Genomic DNA, 15,814 nt, shown 5'->3' with positions numbered 1-15,814 from the left:
TAACACGCGGATGATCGCGGGGCCAGGGGCCCGCCGCGCGCTGTCAGCCGCCGGGGGCGCCGCGCTGCCCGCGCAGCGCCGCCACCCGTCGGTAGAGCTCCATCGCCTCGGCCCGTCTGCCGAGCTGTTCCAGGCAGTGCGCCTCGTCATTGCGGCTGGCCAGGGCGTCCGGGTGGGCGGGGCCCAGGACCCGGTCACGGCTCTCGGCGACCTGGCCGTAGACGGACAGGGCGTCGCGCCAGCGGCCCAGCCAGCCCAGGGCAACGGCGATCTCCCGGCGGCTGACGAGTGTGTCGGGATGGTCGGGGCCGAGCACGCGTTCGCGGAGCGCGCAGACGTTCCGGGACTCGGCGAGCGCCTCCTCCCAGCGCGCCAGCCGGCCGAGGTTGACGCCCAGCCCGTGCCGGGCCCGCAGGGTCTCCGGGTGGAGCGGTCCCTGGACACGGGTGCGGTCGCCGACGAGCCCGCGGTAGAGGTCGAGGGCCTCCGCGCTGCGGCCGAGCCTGCCCAGGCCGACACCGGCCTCGTAGCGCGCGGCGAGGGTGTCCGGATGATCGGGACCGAGGGCCTGGGCGCGCGCCGCCGCGACGTCCTGGTAGGTGTGCGACGCCTCCGGCCAGCGGCCCAGCCGGCTGAGCGCGTGGGCCACTTCGTACCGGGTGACCAGCGTGTCGGGATGGAGGGGCCCGAGCACCCGCGCACGGGCCTCGGCGACCTCGTGAGCCAGCCCGTACGCGTCCTCCAGCCGTCCCAGTCCCCCGAGGTTGCACGCCAGGTCGTGGCGGCAGCGCAGGGTGTCCGGGTGTTCCGGCCCCACCGTGCGCTCGCGGGAGGCCAGCACGGCCGCGAACACCTGGTGGGCCTCGAAGTGCCGGCCCAGCTCTGCCAGGGCGTAGGCGCTCTCCTGGCGGGCGGCGAGCGTCTCGGGATGGTCCGGGCCCAGGGTGCGTTCGCGCCCCTCCGCGACCCGGGTGAACTCGCGCAGCGCGTCGGCAGGACGGCCGGTCCTGGCGAGGCTGATTCCGACCTCGTACCGGCTGCCGAGGGTGTCCGGATGGTCGGGACCGAGGGTGCGCTCGCGTTCCGCGGCGACCGCCCGGTGCACCTCGCCCGCCTCCTCCCAGCGGCCCAGCCGGCCCAGGCTCAGACCGGCGTTGTGTCTGCCGGTGAGTGCGGCGAGCCGCTCCGCGGGCGGGCCGGCCGGGCCGGTCCACGTACCGGTCAGGCCCGCGGCGGGATCGGGCGGGACGGGCCGCGGGACGTCCGCGCCGGCCGCCTTGTGTCCGGTGGTCATGCCCCGGGTCCAGGACGGCAGCCCGGATCCGTGCGAGGCCAGCCGGGCTGCCGGGCCGGAGAGATACGGCGCCGGACCACTGTCCGGACCGCGCACCGTCGCGAAGCCGTACGGGCCGGTGGCCGGACGCGCGGCGCCGAGCCGGCGCCGGAGGTCGGCGGCGTCGGCGGGCCGCTCCTCGGGCGTCTTGCCCAGCAGATCGAGGACCACCCGCTCGAAGAACACGGGCAGCTCGGGCCGGCGCGTGCGCGGCGGCTCGGGCACGGTGTCGCGGTGGCCGACCAGCACCGCCCAGGCGTCGTCCAGGTCGAACGGGGGCGCGCCGGTGGCGATCTCGTACAGCACGCACCCCAGCGAGTAGAGATCGCTGCGGTGGTCGACATGGTCGGCGCCGATCTGCTCGGGCGACATGTAGTGCGGGGTGCCCATCGCGATGCCCGTGCCGGTGAGCCGCGCGGTGAAGCCGATGTCATGGCCGAGGCGCGCGATGCCGAAGTCGCAGATCTTCACCGTGCCGTCGGTGAGCCGCATGATGTTGGCGGGCTTCAAGTCGCGGTGGACGATGCCCTGTTCATGTGTGTACGCGAGCGCGTCCGCCACCTGCTCGGCGATGTCGACGACATCGGGAACCGGCAGCGGCCGCTGCTTGTTGTCCTCCAGGAGCTGGCTGAGGTTACGCCCTTCGAGAAGCTCCATCACGAGGTAGAGGACGCCCTCGTACTCTCCGAAGTCATGGACCACGGTGACGCCCCGGTGCTGGAGCGCCGCCGCGACCCGTGCCTCCCGGCGGAACCGTTCCCGCATGATCCGGGTGAAGGAGTGGTCCTGCTGAGGTCCCAGCGGCTTGAGGCACTTGACCGCGACGAGCCGGCCGAGCGATTCGTCGCGGGACCGCCACACCTCGCCCATTCCCCCGCGCCCGATCACGTCGAGCAGCCGGTAGCGGCCATGGATCAGCCTGGTGTCCGCCATCGCGTGCTGTCGCCCCCGTTGTCTGGCCGCGTCCTCCCCGGACCGTCCAGTATGGCTGCCCGGCTGGGGAGTGTGTACGGGTCGGGACGGGTGTCGGGGCCGGGCCCGGCCGGCGCCCGGAGGATGTGGGCGGGCGGCACCGCCCTCCCGGCCCTCTCGGGCCGCGTCGCGGAGACGCGGCGTAGGGCGAGGTGAGGGCTCCGCCCGTCCGGATCCTGCCGGGCTCCCGTGCCCCGGCGCTCTCCCGGACGGGCGGAGCCGTGCCCTCCGTTGCAGGATGGCTGCATGCTGCTGGCACCGCTCGCCCGTGTCTCCCGGGAGGTCGCCGAGACCTCGGCGCGGTCCCGGAAGATCTCTCTGCTGGCCGGACTCTTCCGTACGGCCGGTCCCGAGGACGTGCCCGTCGTCATCACCTATCTGGCCGGACGGCTGCCCCAGGGCCGGATCGGGGTGGGCTGGAACGCCCTGAAGGACCCGCCGCCGCCTGCGGACCGGGCCACGCTGACGGTGCACCGCGTCGACGAGACCTTCACCGTCCTGGCGGCCGTCGCCGGCCCCGGCGCGCAGGGTGAGCGCAGACGGCTGGTGCGGGAGCTGCTGGGCGCGGCCACCGAGGACGAACAGCGCTTCCTCGTCGGCCTGATCTCGGGCGAGGTGCGCCAGGGCGCGCTGGACGCCGTCGCCGTGGAGGCCCTCGCGGAGACGGCAGGCGCCAGTGCCGCCGGGGTCCGGCGGGCGGTGATGCTGGCCGGGTCGCTGCGGCCGGTGGCGGAGCGGCTGCTGGCCGACGGCCCCCGGGTGCTGGAGGAGTTCCTGCTCACGGTGGGCAGGCCGGTCCTGCCGATGCTCGCGCAGAGCGCCGGGAGCGTGCCGGAGGCACTGGCCCGGCTCGGCGCGTCGGCGGTCGAGGAGAAACTGGACGGCATCCGGGTGCAGGTGCACCGGGAGGGGGCCACGGTACGGATCTTCACCCGCACGCTGGACGACATCACGGACCGGCTGCCCGAGGTGACGGCGGTGGCGCTCGGTCTCGACGGCGACCGCTTTGTGCTGGACGGCGAGGTCATCGCCCTGGACGGCGAGGGCAGACCGCTGCCGTTCCAGGAGATCGCGGGCCGGGTGGGCTCCCGGATCGATGTGCCCACCGCCGCCGCGGCGGTGCCGCTGTCCCCCGTCTTCTTCGACCTCCTCGCGGCCGACGGGGAGGACCTGCTGGATCTGTCCTTCGAGGAGCGGCACGAGGCACTGGCGCGGCTGGTGCCGGAGCCGATGCGGGTACGGCGGATGGTCACCACCGGGCCGGCGGGCGACGACGCCACCGCCGCCGCCGCCGAGGAGTTTCTGCGCGAGACCCTGCTCCGGGGTCACGAGGGGGTCGTGGTCAAGGCGCTGGACACCCCGTACAGCGCGGGCCGGCGCGGCGCGGGCTGGCTCAAGGTCAAACCGGTGCACACCCTGGATCTCGTGGTGCTGGCCGCCGAGCGGGGGCACGGCCGGCGCACCGGCCGGCTCTCCAATCTGCATCTGGGCGCCCGCCGGGAGGACGGCTCGTTCGTGATGCTCGGCAAGACCTTCAAGGGGCTGACGGACGCGATGCTGGAGTGGCAGACCGAGCGCCTCGGCGAACTGGCCGTCCATGACGACGGTTTCACCGTGACCGTCCGTCCTGAGCTGGTGGTGGAGGTCGCGTACGACGGTCTCCAGCGGTCGTCCCGCTATCCGGCGGGAGTGACCCTGCGCTTCGCCCGGGTGGTCCGGTTCCGTGAGGACAAACGGGCCTCGGAGGCGGACACCGTGGGCACGGTGCTGGCGGCCCACGGCCGGGCCCCGGGGCCGCGGGGCTGAGCCGCCGCGCCCTCCGGCCCGGCTCCGTGGCTTCGGAGCCGGGCCGGAGTTCTGGAACCGGGCCCCCGGACACGCTAGCCCGCGGTGCCGCGCGGGACGACGGACGACAGGACCGACGGCAGGGAGCGCCAGTCCGCCGAGATCAGGCTGGCGTCGCGGCGGGCCAGCAGCGTCAGCCGGTCGCGCGCCTGCTGCTCGGTCGGGTTGGTGCCGTCGATGGCGGGGGCGACGTTGTGTGCGTCCGTCATCAGCACGAAGTAGTGCCGCTGGCCGTACCAGGCCGTGTCGATGCCGTTGGCGACGAAGGCGGAGGCGTCGCCGTCGAAGAAGACGAACCAGGGTCTGATCGACGCGTCCGTGTAGCGGGTGCGCGGGTCACCGGCCGCGACACCGTGGACGGCGGGGAAGGCGGCGGCCTCCCGCAGCCGGCCGGCCGCCTTGAGATCACGGAGATGGGTGGCGTACTCGCGGTCGGTCCACAGGGAGTCGAACGGGTTCTGCTCCTCCACCGTGCCGGGGATGAGCTCGACGATGAACTTGCCGGCCAGTTGCGCGCGGGTCGGCCAGGCGCCGGCCTGGGACGCCTGGTCGAGGTCGGCGCGGTCGCCCGCCAGATCCGCCGGACGGAAGAGCGCGTCGCCCAGCTTGGCGGAGAGCAGGGCGTCCAGAGCGGCGGGGCCGCGTCCGGCCTGTCCCTGGAATCCGTCCTTCATCTCGATCTTGAGCACGACCGGCCGGTGGCCCGGGTTGGCGTCGTGCCAGACCCTGATGTCCGAGAGGCAGCCGCCGAGGTCGCGGTTCTGGCCGTTGCTGCGGAGCTGGCTCACATCGGCCGCGTTCGCGCAGTTGTTGTTGTTGCCGAGCGGGTTCTCGTGCGACACGCGCCAGGAGGCGCCGAACACATTGGTCCACACGTCGAGTTCGAGCATTCCGGCACCGGAGTCCAGCGCGTCCGCGAAGTACGGGAAGGCGGCCTTGTCGTACGAGTTGTGGACGCCGACCCCCGTGGTGGCGGAGTACGGCAGCGAGTCGGTGTCGGCGGCCCGGGCCGGGGTGGCGACGAGGGCGAGCGCCGCGGCGGCGCCTGCCGCCAGCGTGGCGCGAAGAAGCTTTGCCATATCCCTTGTTCCTCCTGCTGCGCATGTCTTGGGCATGTCAACAGAGCAGGAGCGTAGGGGAGTTCGGTGAAGCGCGGGAGGACGCGAGCTTACGGAACCGATCACTGGCCCTGGGCGGGCGCGGGAGGCCGCCGCGCACAGCGGGGCGCGCCCCGACCGCTTCTCGCGGTGGGGCGCGCCGGTGACCTCGGTGAGCGGAGCGCGGAGCGCGCTACGGGAGCTGTTCCTCGACGGCCGCGCGGCCCTTCTCGGCGAGCCGGCGCCGGGCCCACTCGATGTTCTCCGGTGTGAGATCGCGGCCCGAGGCCAGCGTCAGGTCCTCGGCCGTCACCTCGTCACCCGCGGTGTGCAGCAGCCGGTCCGGGGTCACGCCCTCGCGCTCCGGCCGCCCATCGGACTGTGCGTTCATGCCGCCTCCTCGTTCGTCCGGTGTTCGCCATTCTCGTGCCCGCTCATCCCGGCCGCATCCCCGGTGTCCCGAGGCCGCCGGGCGGGCGTACCCCGGGGCGGCCCGCACGCCGCGGCGGCCCGGATCCGGCACCGGATAGGCGAGTGGTGCCTACACCTGTCCCGGGCCGGGACGGACCCGGGGGACGGACTGCCGGCCGAGCAGTTCCGCCAGCCCCCGCCGGGTGGCCGCCAGCACCACCCGGTCCCGGGCGTGCAGCACATAGCCGGGGTGGAGATCCCAGACGAGCCCCGCCGGCCGCCGCCCCTGACGGTCCAGCCGGGTGTCCGCCAGATCGGGCACCCGCTCCCCGGGGCCCGCGGTGTCGAGCGCGATGACCCGCCAGGCACCGGGACGGAAGACCTCCGCGACCGTGCGTCCTTCGAGCCGCGGATGGCCGGCCACATCGATGGCGGCGACCAGCAGCACCTTGCGTTCCACCGGAATGGCCCCGAGGATCTGACGGCCCATCATGGCGATGGCGAAGGCGGGAGCGGCCAGGGTGGAGACGCTGCGGCTCCGGGTGAGCGCCCCGGGATGAGCGGCACGCAGGGTGCGGTAGACGGCGGTGGCGAAATCGTCGTCGTACACCCGTAGCGCCACCCGCAGATCCGGCGCGACGGAGCGCGCGTACAGCGCGGCTTCCAGATTGGTGATGTCGACACTGGTGAGGGCCAGCAGCGCGTGGGCCCGCTCGATCTTGGCGGCCTCCAGGACGCCCTCCTGCGTGACGTCGCCCAGTACGGTCGGCACCCGCAGGCTGCGGGCGAGCGCGATGCCACGTGCCTCGGGGTCCTCCTCCACGCACACCACGGGGATGCCCAGCTCGCGCAGGCGCACCAGCACCCGGCTGCCGATCTTGCCGAGTCCCAGCAGCACGACATGGCCGGACAGCCCGCGCGGCGGTCTGCGCAGCGCCGACGCCGTACGGAAGGTGCCGAGGGCTTCCAGGACCGCCGCGAGCACCACGGGCAGCAGCAGGAGCCCCGCGACCCCGGAGAGGAGTTGCAGGATCTGCCGGTCGGCGGGCTCGCCGACAGCCGGGTCACCGATCCCGAAGAGGTCGAGCAGGGTGAGATAGGTGGCGCGCAGCGGATGTTCGCCGGTGACGAGCATGGAGGTGACCGCCAGGGCCGCCACCGCGAGGGCGATTCCGGCGAACGACCAGCGCACCCGGCGGGAGAACAGCGAGGCCAGCGGAGCGCCGCGGCCCGCGAGCCGGCTGCCCGGCAGATCGGGGCCCGCGTGGGAGACGGCTTCGAGGACCACGGTGCCCCGGCCGGTGGCGGCTGCCGCGCTGGCGTCGTCGGGCAGCAGCCGCGGGCCCTCCTGTCCGCTGTTGTCCGAACCCTCGGCGCCGGCGGGGTCGTTGGTGGTGGCCGAGAGCAGCGCGAGGGTGCACAGGCCCGGGTCGGCCACCTCGCCGGGCCCCGGCGGGTTGCGTTCCACCGCCCGCAGCAGCAGCCCGTCGGCCCTGATCACCTTGCTGGTGCCGGCGACGGCGGTGGCGGCCAGCGCGGGGGCCGCGGTGTCGGCGTCCGAGAGGACGGTGGTGGAGGCGTCCAGGGCCGCCGCGTCCAGGCCGGGTACGGCGACGGCGGCGGCCTGGTCGAGCAGCTCCTCCAGATGCTGGCCGAGTTTCCGGTTGTAGAGCCTGATGACCAGGCGCAGTTGGGGATTGAGACGGCGGGCGGCGAGCGCTGCCCGGATATTGATCTCGTCGTCGTCATGGACGAGGGCGAGCGCTGCCGCTTCCCCCACCCCCGCGTCCACGAGCGCGCCCTCGTCGAGTTCCACCGCCTCCAGGACGGGCTGGGCGTCGGCTCGCGCCGGGCCGCTGTCGGCCGCCACCACCACCTGCGTACGGGCCATGGCGGCGGACATCCGTCCGATCAGGGAGGGGCCTCTGCCCCGGCCGGCGAGCGGAGCGGGCGGCCGGCGGGCGGCGCGTACGGGCGGGACGACCAGCACGACCTGTTCGCCGTAGACGTCGCGCAGCTCGCCGGCCAGCCGGTGGGCCAGCGTGTCGTCGCCGCAGACGACCATATGGCCGGCCGGCGGTCGGTGTTGCGGCTGATGAGGAAGTGAAGACACGACACCAGTGTGCCGAACGGATGCGCGGACATGACACAGCCGCCCCGGCCATGGGCGTGGGCGCGGGACGGCTGATGCGACGTCGGTCGGGCGCTCGGGACACCTTTCTGACGCTTCGTCACTTATGTGCTGTGCGCAGCGGAACGGTCACTTGTTCACGGAGTAGGAGTGCGCTCCCACTCCGGCGAGGGCGCCGCCCTGGACGATCAGATATTCGTCGCGCAGCGGAGTTCCCGCGAAGAAGGACTCCAGGATCTCGCGCGTCCCCGCGGCGTAGCGGGCCTGCGCGGAGAGCGAGGAACCCGAGATGTGCGGGGTCATGCCGTGGTTCGGCATGGTCCGCCACGGATGGTCGGCGGGCGCGGGCTGCGGATACCACACGTCGCCCGCGTAACCGGCGAGCTGTCCGCTGCGCAGCGCCCGCTCGATGGCGTCGGGATCGGTGATCTTCGCGCGAGCGGTGTTGATGAGATACGCGCCGCGCTTCATGGTCGAGAGCAGCTCGTCGCCGAAGAGCCCCTCCGTCTCGGGGTGCAGGGGCGCGTTGATGGTGACCACGTCGCAGTGCGGGACCATGTCGGCCGCGCTCTCGTGCCAGGTCAGGTTGAGTTCCCGCTCGACGGCCTCCGGGAGGCGGTGCCGGTCGGTGTAGTGCAGGCCGACGTCGAAGGGCGCGAGGCGGCGCAGCACCGCCAGTCCGATCCGGCCCGCCGCGACCGTGCCGACCTGCATGCCCTCCAGGTCGTACGAGCGGGCGACGCAGTCGGCGATGTTCCAGCCGCCGTCGAGGACCCACTGGTGCGACGGCAGGTAGTTCCGTACCAGCGACAGCGTCATCATCACGACATGCTCGGCGACGCTGATGCTGTTGCAGTACGTGACCTCGGCGACGGTCACGCCCTTGGCGATGGCGGCGTCCAGGTCGACATGGTCGGATCCGATGCCGGCCGTGATGGCGAGCTTCAGGTTCTGGGCCTTCGCGATGCGCTCGGCCGTCAGATAGGCCGGCCAGAACGGCTGGGAGATGACCACGTCGGCGTCGGTCAGCTCCTGGTCGAAGACCGAACCGTCCCGGTCCTTGTCGGAGGTGACCACCAGGGTGTGTCCCCGCGACTCCAGGAAACGGCGCAGGCCCAGTTCGCCGGAGACGCTGCCGAGGAGATGCCCGGGGGTGAAGTCGGTCCCCTCGGGCGTGGGCGTGGTCTGGCCGCCCGGGTAGTGATCGATGCGCGGAAGGCCGTCGCGGGCATAGGACTTCGGATATCCGTCGACCGGGTCGTCGTACAGCACGCACAGCACCTTTGCCATGACTGCGGCTCCTCATCCGTTGCTGCGGGAAGATGCCTCCACGGTCCTCGGAGGCGGTGGCCCCGGTCAAAGCGAACTTCTCTATGTCGGGATAGGGCCCGGCTATCCGCTCTCGCCCGGGGGGACGGCCGGACGCAGATGGGCGTCCAGCAACCGGTCGAGGGCCTCCCGGACACCGGCTTCCCTGGCGACCTCCAACAGGGCCCTGGCCAGCACGGGTTCGGGGCTGCGGTCGGCGATCACCAGGCCGACGCGCGGGCCGTGCGCCGGGTTCGCCAGCGGGACCACCCGCATGCCGTCCGGGACGCCGAACATGTGCAGCCAGGCGTGGGAGATCACGCTCGACCACCGTCCCGCCGTCAGATGTGCGTAGAGGCCGGCGACGGAGTCGGTCTCGATGGCCGGGGTCACGGCGGCCACACCGTCGGCGGCGAAGTACTCGTCCATGATCCGGCGGTTGCGCATCTGCGGGGAGAGCAGGCACAGCGGCAGCGTCGCGACGGCCGCCCAGCCGGCCACCGGGCAGCCGGCCATGGGCCCGTCGTGCGGGGTGAGCAGCAGATAACGTTCCTCGTACAGCGGTGTCTTGCGCACCTGGCCCAGGCTCTCGTCGTCCAGATAGGTGAGCGCGATGTCGAGTTCGAACTCGGCCAGCCGCTGGGTGATCTCGCGCGAGGAGAGGGAGTCGAGCGAGACCCGGGCCCGTGGATGGCGTTCGACGAACGGCGTGGTGAGCAGCGAGGCGGCGGTGAGGGCGGTCGGGATGGCACCCAGCCGCAGGGTGCCCGCGAGACCGTCGCGCATGGCGGACAGTTCATGGCGCAGCGCGTCGCGTTCGGCGAGGATACGGTGCGCCCACAGCAGCACCCGTTCGCCCTCGGGGGTGAGTCCCTCGAAGCGGCGCCCCCGCCGCACGAGGGGCACGTCGAGTTCGTGTTCCAGTTTGCGTATCGCTGCGGACAGCGACGGCTGTGACACATAGCAGGCCGCCGCCGCCCGGGCGAAGTGCCGCTCCCTGGCGAGCGCGACCAGGTACTCAAGCTGGCGCAGTAACATCATTCGCTCCCCTGCTCAGGCCGCCCGCTCGCCGCGTCCGGGCCCGCGCCGCCGGGCGGGCGGGCCTCACAGGGCGACGAGGGTGACCTCGGTTGCCTTGACACTGGTCCACACGGACACGCCCTCGGCCAGGCCGAGTTCGGCGGCGGCTCCCGGCGTGATCTCGGCGACCAGGTCGGGCGCCTCGTCCGAGGTGACCAGTACGCGCAGCCGGCTGCCGAGCGCGGTGATCTCCCGGATCGTCCCCGGCCAGACATTACGGGGGCTGCCGCCCGGCCGGTCGCGGTGTACGGAGACCGCTTCCGGCGCGATGACCGCCAGGGCCTTCGTACCGTCGGCCGACGGCTCCGCGACGACCAGCCGTCCGCCGGCGGTGAGACGGAGCCCGTCGGGGCCGAAGGTGCCGGGCCAGGCGTTGCGGCCGAGCATCCGGGCCACCCACGGGGAACGCGGATGGCGGGTCACTTCGGCGGGCGGGGCGTCCTGAAGGACGCGGCCCTCGTCCAGCACGAGCACCCGGTCGGCGAGGGAGAGGGCCTCGACCGGATCGTGGGTGACGATCAGACAGACACCGCCGAAGCCGTCGAGATGAGTGCGGAGGGTGTGCCTCACCTGGGCGCGAGTGGTCTGGTCGAGGGCGGCCAGGGGCTCGTCCAGGAGCAGCAGCCGGGGCCGGGCGGCGAGCGCGCGGGCCAGCGCGACACGCTGCGCCTGGCCGCCGGAGAGCTGATGCGGCTTGCGGTGGGCGAGATGGCCGACGCCGAGCCGGTCGAGCCACTGCTGTGCGGCGCGCCGGGCCTCGCCCCGGCGCAGGCCGTGGGCGCGCAGTCCGTAGGCGGTGTTGGCGAGCGCGCCGAGGTGCGGGAAGAGCGCGCCGTTCTGCGGGACCCAGGCGACACCGCGGCGGTGCGGCGGCAGCGAGGTGACGTCCAGGTCGCCGAGGCGGAGTTCGGCGTGGGCCCGTGGGGTCAGCCCGAGCAGCGCGCGCAGGAGGGTCGTCTTGCCGGCGCCGTTGGGGCCGACGACCGCGATGGTGGTGCCCGGTTCCGCGTCCAGCGTGAGCTGGTTGAAGCCCGTGACGTCCGCGTGCAGCCGCCGGCGCTCCTGCGGAGCCGGCGGTGCGGCGGGCCCGTCCGGTCCTGCCGGTCCGGTCCGTGGCACCTCGGGGTCGTCCGGCGGACGGCCGGGCCGGGCGGAGCGGTCGGCGGTGGTGCCCGTCCAGCGGCCGCGCAGGGCGATCAGTACGGCCATCGCGATGACGAGAAGCAGCAGGGAGACGGAGGTCGCGGCCTCCGGCGAGTCCTGGAGCAGCAGATAGACCTGGAGCGGAAGGGTCTGGGTGGTGCCGGGGAGATTGCCCGCGAAGGTGATGGTGGCGCCGAACTCACCGAGCGCACGCGCCCAGGTCAGCGCGGCGCCGGCGGCCAGGCCCGGGGCGACCATGGGCAGGGTGACGGTGAGGAACACCCGGAGCGGCGAGGCGCCCAGCGAGGCGGCGGTCTCCTCGTACGCGGGCCTCAGTCCGGCGAGGGTGCCTTCGAGACTGATGATGAGGAACGGCATCGCGACAAAGGTCGCGGCGACCACGGCGCCCGAGGTGTGGAAGGGCAGCGTGATACCGAAGGTGTTCTCCAGCCAGGGGCCGAGCAGCCCGCGGCGGCCGAAGCCGAGCAGCAGCGCGACTCCGCCCACGGTGGGCGGCAGCACCATCGGCAGCAGCACCAGCGAGCGCACCAGTGTCTTGCCGGGGAATCGCACCCGGGCCAGCAGCCAGGCCAGCGGTACGCCGACCAGCAGGGAGAGGCCGACGGCCCAGAAGGAGACCAGCAGCGACAGTCGCAGCGCCTCGACGACATCGGGGCTGGTGAGGTCCGTGCCGAGCGCGTTCCAGGAGGTGCGGGCGAGAATGCCGACGAGGGGCAGCAGCAGAAACGCGACCGCCAGCAGTGCGGGCAGGACCAGGGCGGCGGGAGCGCCGGTCCTGTGGATGCGGATGCGTCTCATCGGCGATTCCTGGGCTCGGGAATTCCGGCCCGGCGGCCGCGGCCGGTGCCGTGAATTCGGCGGCCGGGGTGAGGGATGCGGTGCCCGGGGCCGGCCGGCCCCGGCCCCGGGCGGCCCCTGCCGTCACTCGGCGGTGGTCACGGCTTCTGGAATCCGGCGTCCTGGAGGATCTTCTGCGCCTCGGGGCCGCTGAGCCAGGTGACGAACGCCGTCGCCGCGTCGGTGTTCTTGGACGTCTTGAGCGTGGCGGCCGGGTACTGGGCGACGGCGTTCTGCGCGTCGGGGATCTCGACGGCGTCAACCTTGCCGGCCGCGGACGCGGCGTCGGTCTTGTAGACGATGCCCGCGTCGGCCTCGCCCAGCTCGACCTTGCTCAGCACGGCGCGGACGTTCGGCTCCTCGGAGACCGGCTTCACGGTGATCTTCTGGGCGTCGAGCACCTGCCTGCTGTAGCGGCCCACCGGCACCTCGGGGGCGGCCAGGACGACCTTCAGCCCGGGGTCGGCGAGGTCCTTGAGGCTCTCGATCCGGTCGGGGTTGCCCTCTTCGGTGGCGATCACCAGGCGGTTCCTGGCGATGATCACCGGGGTGCCCGCGTCGGCCTTCAGCCCGTCCATGGTCCTGGTGTCGGCGGTGACCAGCGCGTCGGCCGGCGCTCCCTGCTTGACCTGCGCGGCCAGTTCCTGGGAACCGGCGAAGGAGAACGACACCTTTGTGCCCGGGTGCTCCTTCTCGTAGGCGGCGCCCGCCGTCTTGAACACATCGGTCAGCGACGAGGCGGCCAGCACGGTGAGGTTCGCCTCGGGGGCGGCGCTCGATGCGCCGGTCCGCGCGCCGGACGTCTCCTTCCCGCCGTCGTCGCCGCCGCAGGCGGTCAGCGGCATGAGGAACGCGGCGGTGACGAGCGCGGCGGCGGCACGGCGGCAGGTGAGGGCGGATGCCATGAGGGTGAACTCCTTCGCGGTGCGGGCGGAGGGCCCGCGAGCGGATGGTGACGGGACCCGGGGCGCGGGCGACGGCCCCGGGGTCGTACCGGAGAGCCGGAGACCGCGCCGGACCGGACATCGCGGCGGTCCGGATCGCGGGCGTCCGGCGGACGCGGACGTCAGGTGCGGTCGATGTGCACGCTGGTGGACTTCACGCGGGCGGTGGCCCGCATACCGACCTCCAGGCCCAACTCCTCGACCGCCTCCCGGGTCAGCAGGGAGACCAGCCGGTGCGGGCCGGCCTGGATCTCCACCTGGGCCGCGACATCGCCGAGCTTGACGGCGGTGACGATGCCGGGGAAGGCGTTGCGGGCCGAGGTGTACGAGATGTCATCCTCGCCCGTGCCGTTCTGCGCGATCTCGACGGAGAAGGCCGCCAGCGCGCGGCCGTCGATGAGACGGCGCCCGCCCTCGTCGCGGTGGGTCACCATGCGCCCGGCGTCTGCCCAGCGGCGCGCGGTGTCCGGACTCACCCCGAGGAGCCGGGCCGCCTGGCCGATCGTATAGGACTGCATGTGCGACAAGGTAGGCCGAATCAACTCGCATTTACAACACGCGGTACGGAGATCCACGGCAGGTGCGAGCTTTGACGGCGGGACGGGCGCATCTGCCGGGGAGCCGCGCGGGACCGGGCGGCGGTCTCCCGCGCCGTCGGCGGCGCCGCGCGCCGCTCGACCGGGTGGAGTACGGCCGGAGTGCGAGGAACGGATGAGCTGTAAAACTGACATTCCGTTCATCTTTTGAGGTGCGTCTCCATGGAGTTGTCCATCCGCAACCAACTGCCGGGCACCGTCACCGAGGTGACCCCCGGAGAGGTCATGGCCACCGTCAAGGTGCGGCTGGCCGGCGGCCGGCAGATCACCTCCGCCATCACCCTGGAAGCGGTTCAGGAGCTGGACATCACCGCGGGCACGGCCGTGCGGACGCTGGTCAAGTCCACCGAGGTCTCGCTGGCGACCGGCCCTGTCCAGGGCCTGAGCATCCGCAACCGCCTCCCCGGTACGGTCACCGGCCTTGTCACCGGCACCGCCATGGCGGCGGTGTCGGTCGGCGTCGAGGGCGGCGAGCTGACCGCCGCGATCACCATGGACGCCGTCACCGACCTCCGCCTGACCGTCGGCACCGCCGTCACCGCGCTCATCAAGGCGACGGAGGTCTCGCTCGCCACCGTCTGAACCCGGTAAGGCGCCGGAGCGGCTCCGGTGCGGCTCAGCCCTTGACGGCCCGCAGGATCACAAACTTCGGATCGCTGGTGACGATCTCGCAGTTGCCGAAGAGCCGCCGCAGCTTGATGTGATAGCCGAGGTGCCGGTTGCCGATCACCCACAGCTCACCGCCGGGGCGCAGCGCGGCGCGTGAGCCGGTGAACATGCGCCAGGCCGTCGCGTCGGTCGTCGCCTGATGGGTGTGGAACGGCGGGTTGTTCAGTACGAGGTCGACGGTGCCCGCCGGGACGCCCGACAGGCCGTCACCGAGCACGAAGTCCGCGGGGACCCCGGCGTCGACGTTCTTGCGGAAGGTGGCCTCGGCGGAGGCCACCGCGGAGAAGGACTCGTCGATGAAGGTCACCCGCGCCGCCGGGTTGTTCAGGACGGCGGCCGTCCCGACCACGCCGTTCCCGCAGCCGAGGTCGACCACATGCTCGGGCCCCTTGCGCTCCGGGAGGTTGCGCAGCAGGAAGCGCGTGCCGATGTCGAGCCGCTCCGCGCAGAAGATCCCCGCGTGGTTGATGACCGTACGGCCCGAGACGGCTCCCAGGTCGTCCGGCAGCGCGTAGCTGTGCGGCCACGGACTGGGCGTCCTGACACGGCCGGCCCCCGGCGTGCAGAAGATCAGCCGGGCCTTCCTCACCGCGAGTGAGGTCTTGGTGGGACCGAGGATGTGCTCGAACAGCTTCAGCGTCGAGGTGTGGATCTCGGTGACCCGTCCCGTACCGATGACGACGGTGCCCGGGTGGATGCCGGGAGCGAGGCGGTGGAGCTGGTCCTCCAGCAGCGCGAGGCTCTTGGGGACCCGGATCAGCAGGACGTCGATGCGCTCCGGTGGTGTGTCCCGCGCGGACAGGAGCCGTACGGAGTCCGCGTCCGCGCCGCCGCGCCGCAGATTGGCGCGGGTGGCCTGCTGGGTGAGATACGAGTCGGTGATCTGTACGAGGGGGCCGTCGACGAGCTGTTCGAGCCGGAGCGCGGCGAGCGCCGTGGTCAGCGCGCCCCAGCGATCTCCGACGACGACCACGCTGCCCGTCAGGTCCGCCGGCCCGGCCTCGGCCCCTCCGAGGTGGCGCAGCAGATATTCGTCGGCGGTGTCCCACGCCCGCAGCGTCTCGCGGGGGTGGTCGGGGAATCGGGTGAGGCCGAACTCGCCCCAGGGTGTCGTCAAACGGTTCATCGTGTCCTCAGGCTAGCCCGCCGGCCGGGGTGTACGCGCCGTGCCTGGTCAGCGCGTCGGGTGCGTCCCCGCGTCGGGGTGTGCCGCTCACGGCGCCGGCCCGCCGCCGGAGGGCCCGCGGGCTCATGGCCGGAAGCGCGGATGCCCGGGACGGTCCTTCGATCCCCGGGTGTCACCGGCGCCGGGGCGAGGAGCCGGCGGAGCCGATGGCGGCGGTGACCGGGGATGGGCGTCGCGCCGCCCGCCTCCGCAATTCCCGGACCATGTCGGCTCATTGCGCTCTCCCGCGCCCACCCGAATG

General features: G+C 73.1%; 12 protein-coding genes. 2 read left to right on the top strand and 10 right to left on the bottom strand.

Annotated elements, in window-relative coordinates; all coding sequences use genetic code 11:
- Positions 1–43 precede the first annotated feature (43 nt).
- Positions 44–2,266, bottom strand: coding sequence for a serine/threonine-protein kinase (locus ABZ707_RS08150; RefSeq protein ID WP_360169662.1), 2,223 nt, complete (start codon positions 2,264–2,266; stop codon positions 44–46).
- Positions 2,267–2,551: 285 nt separating this feature from the next.
- Between ABZ707_RS08150 and ABZ707_RS08145 the strand changes: the two genes are divergently transcribed.
- The gene (locus tag ABZ707_RS08145) at positions 2,552–4,111 is read left to right on the top strand and encodes an ATP-dependent DNA ligase (protein WP_360169659.1); all 1,560 of its coding nucleotides are present in this window, start codon (positions 2,552–2,554) and stop codon (positions 4,109–4,111) included.
- Positions 4,112–4,185: 74 nt separating this feature from the next.
- Here ABZ707_RS08145 and ABZ707_RS08140 read toward each other — a convergent pair whose 3' ends face one another.
- From ABZ707_RS08140 to ABZ707_RS08105, 8 genes are all read right to left on the bottom strand, one after another.
- On the bottom strand, positions 4,186–5,229 hold the full coding sequence (locus ABZ707_RS08140) for a phosphatidylinositol-specific phospholipase C domain-containing protein (protein WP_360169656.1): 1,044 nt from the start codon (positions 5,227–5,229) through the stop codon (positions 4,186–4,188).
- Between the two features lie 211 nt (positions 5,230–5,440).
- The gene (locus tag ABZ707_RS08135) at positions 5,441–5,638 is read right to left on the bottom strand and encodes a hypothetical protein (RefSeq protein WP_360169653.1); all 198 of its coding nucleotides are present in this window, start codon (positions 5,636–5,638) and stop codon (positions 5,441–5,443) included.
- A 150-nt stretch (positions 5,639–5,788) separates the two neighbouring features.
- Positions 5,789–7,723 carry an NAD-binding protein gene (locus ABZ707_RS08130; protein ID WP_360169916.1) on the bottom strand — a complete coding sequence of 645 codons (1,935 nt, stop codon included), beginning with the start codon at positions 7,721–7,723 and terminating at the stop codon, positions 5,789–5,791.
- 195 nt (positions 7,724–7,918) lie between these two features.
- A complete protein-coding gene (locus ABZ707_RS08125; RefSeq protein WP_360169650.1) occupies positions 7,919–9,079 on the bottom strand; it encodes an NAD-dependent formate dehydrogenase in 1,161 nt (386 codons plus the stop codon).
- Positions 9,080–9,181: 102 nt separating this feature from the next.
- On the bottom strand, positions 9,182–10,135 hold the full coding sequence (locus tag ABZ707_RS08120; protein ID WP_360169913.1) for a LysR family transcriptional regulator: 954 nt from the start codon (positions 10,133–10,135) through the stop codon (positions 9,182–9,184).
- A 66-nt stretch (positions 10,136–10,201) separates the two neighbouring features.
- Positions 10,202–12,139 carry an ABC transporter permease gene (locus ABZ707_RS08115; protein ID WP_360169647.1) on the bottom strand — a complete coding sequence of 646 codons (1,938 nt, stop codon included), beginning with the start codon at positions 12,137–12,139 and terminating at the stop codon, positions 10,202–10,204.
- A 137-nt stretch (positions 12,140–12,276) separates the two neighbouring features.
- On the bottom strand, positions 12,277–13,083 hold the full coding sequence (modA, locus tag ABZ707_RS08110; protein WP_360169644.1) for a molybdate ABC transporter substrate-binding protein: 807 nt from the start codon (positions 13,081–13,083) through the stop codon (positions 12,277–12,279).
- 161 nt (positions 13,084–13,244) lie between these two features.
- Positions 13,245–13,640, bottom strand: coding sequence for a helix-turn-helix transcriptional regulator (locus ABZ707_RS08105; protein ID WP_360169641.1), 396 nt, complete (start codon positions 13,638–13,640; stop codon positions 13,245–13,247).
- A gap of 240 nt (positions 13,641–13,880) precedes the next feature.
- Between ABZ707_RS08105 and ABZ707_RS08100 the strand changes: the two genes are divergently transcribed.
- A complete protein-coding gene (locus ABZ707_RS08100; protein WP_360169638.1) occupies positions 13,881–14,300 on the top strand; it encodes a TOBE domain-containing protein in 420 nt (139 codons plus the stop codon).
- 34 nt (positions 14,301–14,334) lie between these two features.
- Here ABZ707_RS08100 and ABZ707_RS08095 read toward each other — a convergent pair whose 3' ends face one another.
- Positions 14,335–15,513: a methyltransferase gene (locus tag ABZ707_RS08095; RefSeq protein ID WP_360169635.1), complete on the bottom strand. Its 1,179-nt coding sequence runs from the start codon at positions 15,511–15,513 to the stop codon at positions 14,335–14,337.
- Between the last annotated feature and the right edge of the window lie 301 nt (positions 15,514–15,814).

This window comes from Streptomyces sp. NPDC006923, assembly GCF_040635655.1.
Classification (GTDB): domain Bacteria; phylum Actinomycetota; class Actinomycetes; order Streptomycetales; family Streptomycetaceae; genus Streptomyces.
Note: the sequence above shows the minus strand (reverse complement) of the source record. Positions and strands in the feature narration are given on the sequence as shown.

Bases quoted from the DNA above. Each gene is read 5' to 3' on its own strand.
- ABZ707_RS08150 (WP_360169662.1), bottom strand. From the start codon at position 2,266: ATGGCGGACACCAGGCTGATCCATGGCCGCTACCGGCTGCTCGACGTG.
- ABZ707_RS08140 (WP_360169656.1), bottom strand. From the start codon at position 5,229: ATGGCAAAGCTTCTTCGCGCCACGCTGGCGGCAGGCGCCGCCGCGGCG.
- ABZ707_RS08130 (WP_360169916.1), bottom strand. From the start codon at position 7,723: ATGGTCGTCTGCGGCGACGACACGCTGGCCCACCGGCTGGCCGGCGAG.
- ABZ707_RS08095 (WP_360169635.1), bottom strand. From the start codon at position 15,513: ATGAACCGTTTGACGACACCCTGGGGCGAGTTCGGCCTCACCCGATTC.
- ABZ707_RS08135 (WP_360169653.1), bottom strand. From the start codon at position 5,638: ATGAACGCACAGTCCGATGGGCGGCCGGAGCGCGAGGGCGTGACCCCG.
- ABZ707_RS08125 (WP_360169650.1), bottom strand. From the start codon at position 9,079: ATGGCAAAGGTGCTGTGCGTGCTGTACGACGACCCGGTCGACGGATAT.
- ABZ707_RS08145 (WP_360169659.1), top strand. From the start codon at position 2,552: ATGCTGCTGGCACCGCTCGCCCGTGTCTCCCGGGAGGTCGCCGAGACC.
- modA (WP_360169644.1), bottom strand. From the start codon at position 13,083: ATGGCATCCGCCCTCACCTGCCGCCGTGCCGCCGCCGCGCTCGTCACC.
- ABZ707_RS08115 (WP_360169647.1), bottom strand. From the start codon at position 12,139: ATGAGACGCATCCGCATCCACAGGACCGGCGCTCCCGCCGCCCTGGTC.
- ABZ707_RS08100 (WP_360169638.1), top strand. From the start codon at position 13,881: ATGGAGTTGTCCATCCGCAACCAACTGCCGGGCACCGTCACCGAGGTG.
- ABZ707_RS08105 (WP_360169641.1), bottom strand. From the start codon at position 13,640: ATGCAGTCCTATACGATCGGCCAGGCGGCCCGGCTCCTCGGGGTGAGT.
- ABZ707_RS08120 (WP_360169913.1), bottom strand. From the start codon at position 10,135: ATGTTACTGCGCCAGCTTGAGTACCTGGTCGCGCTCGCCAGGGAGCGG.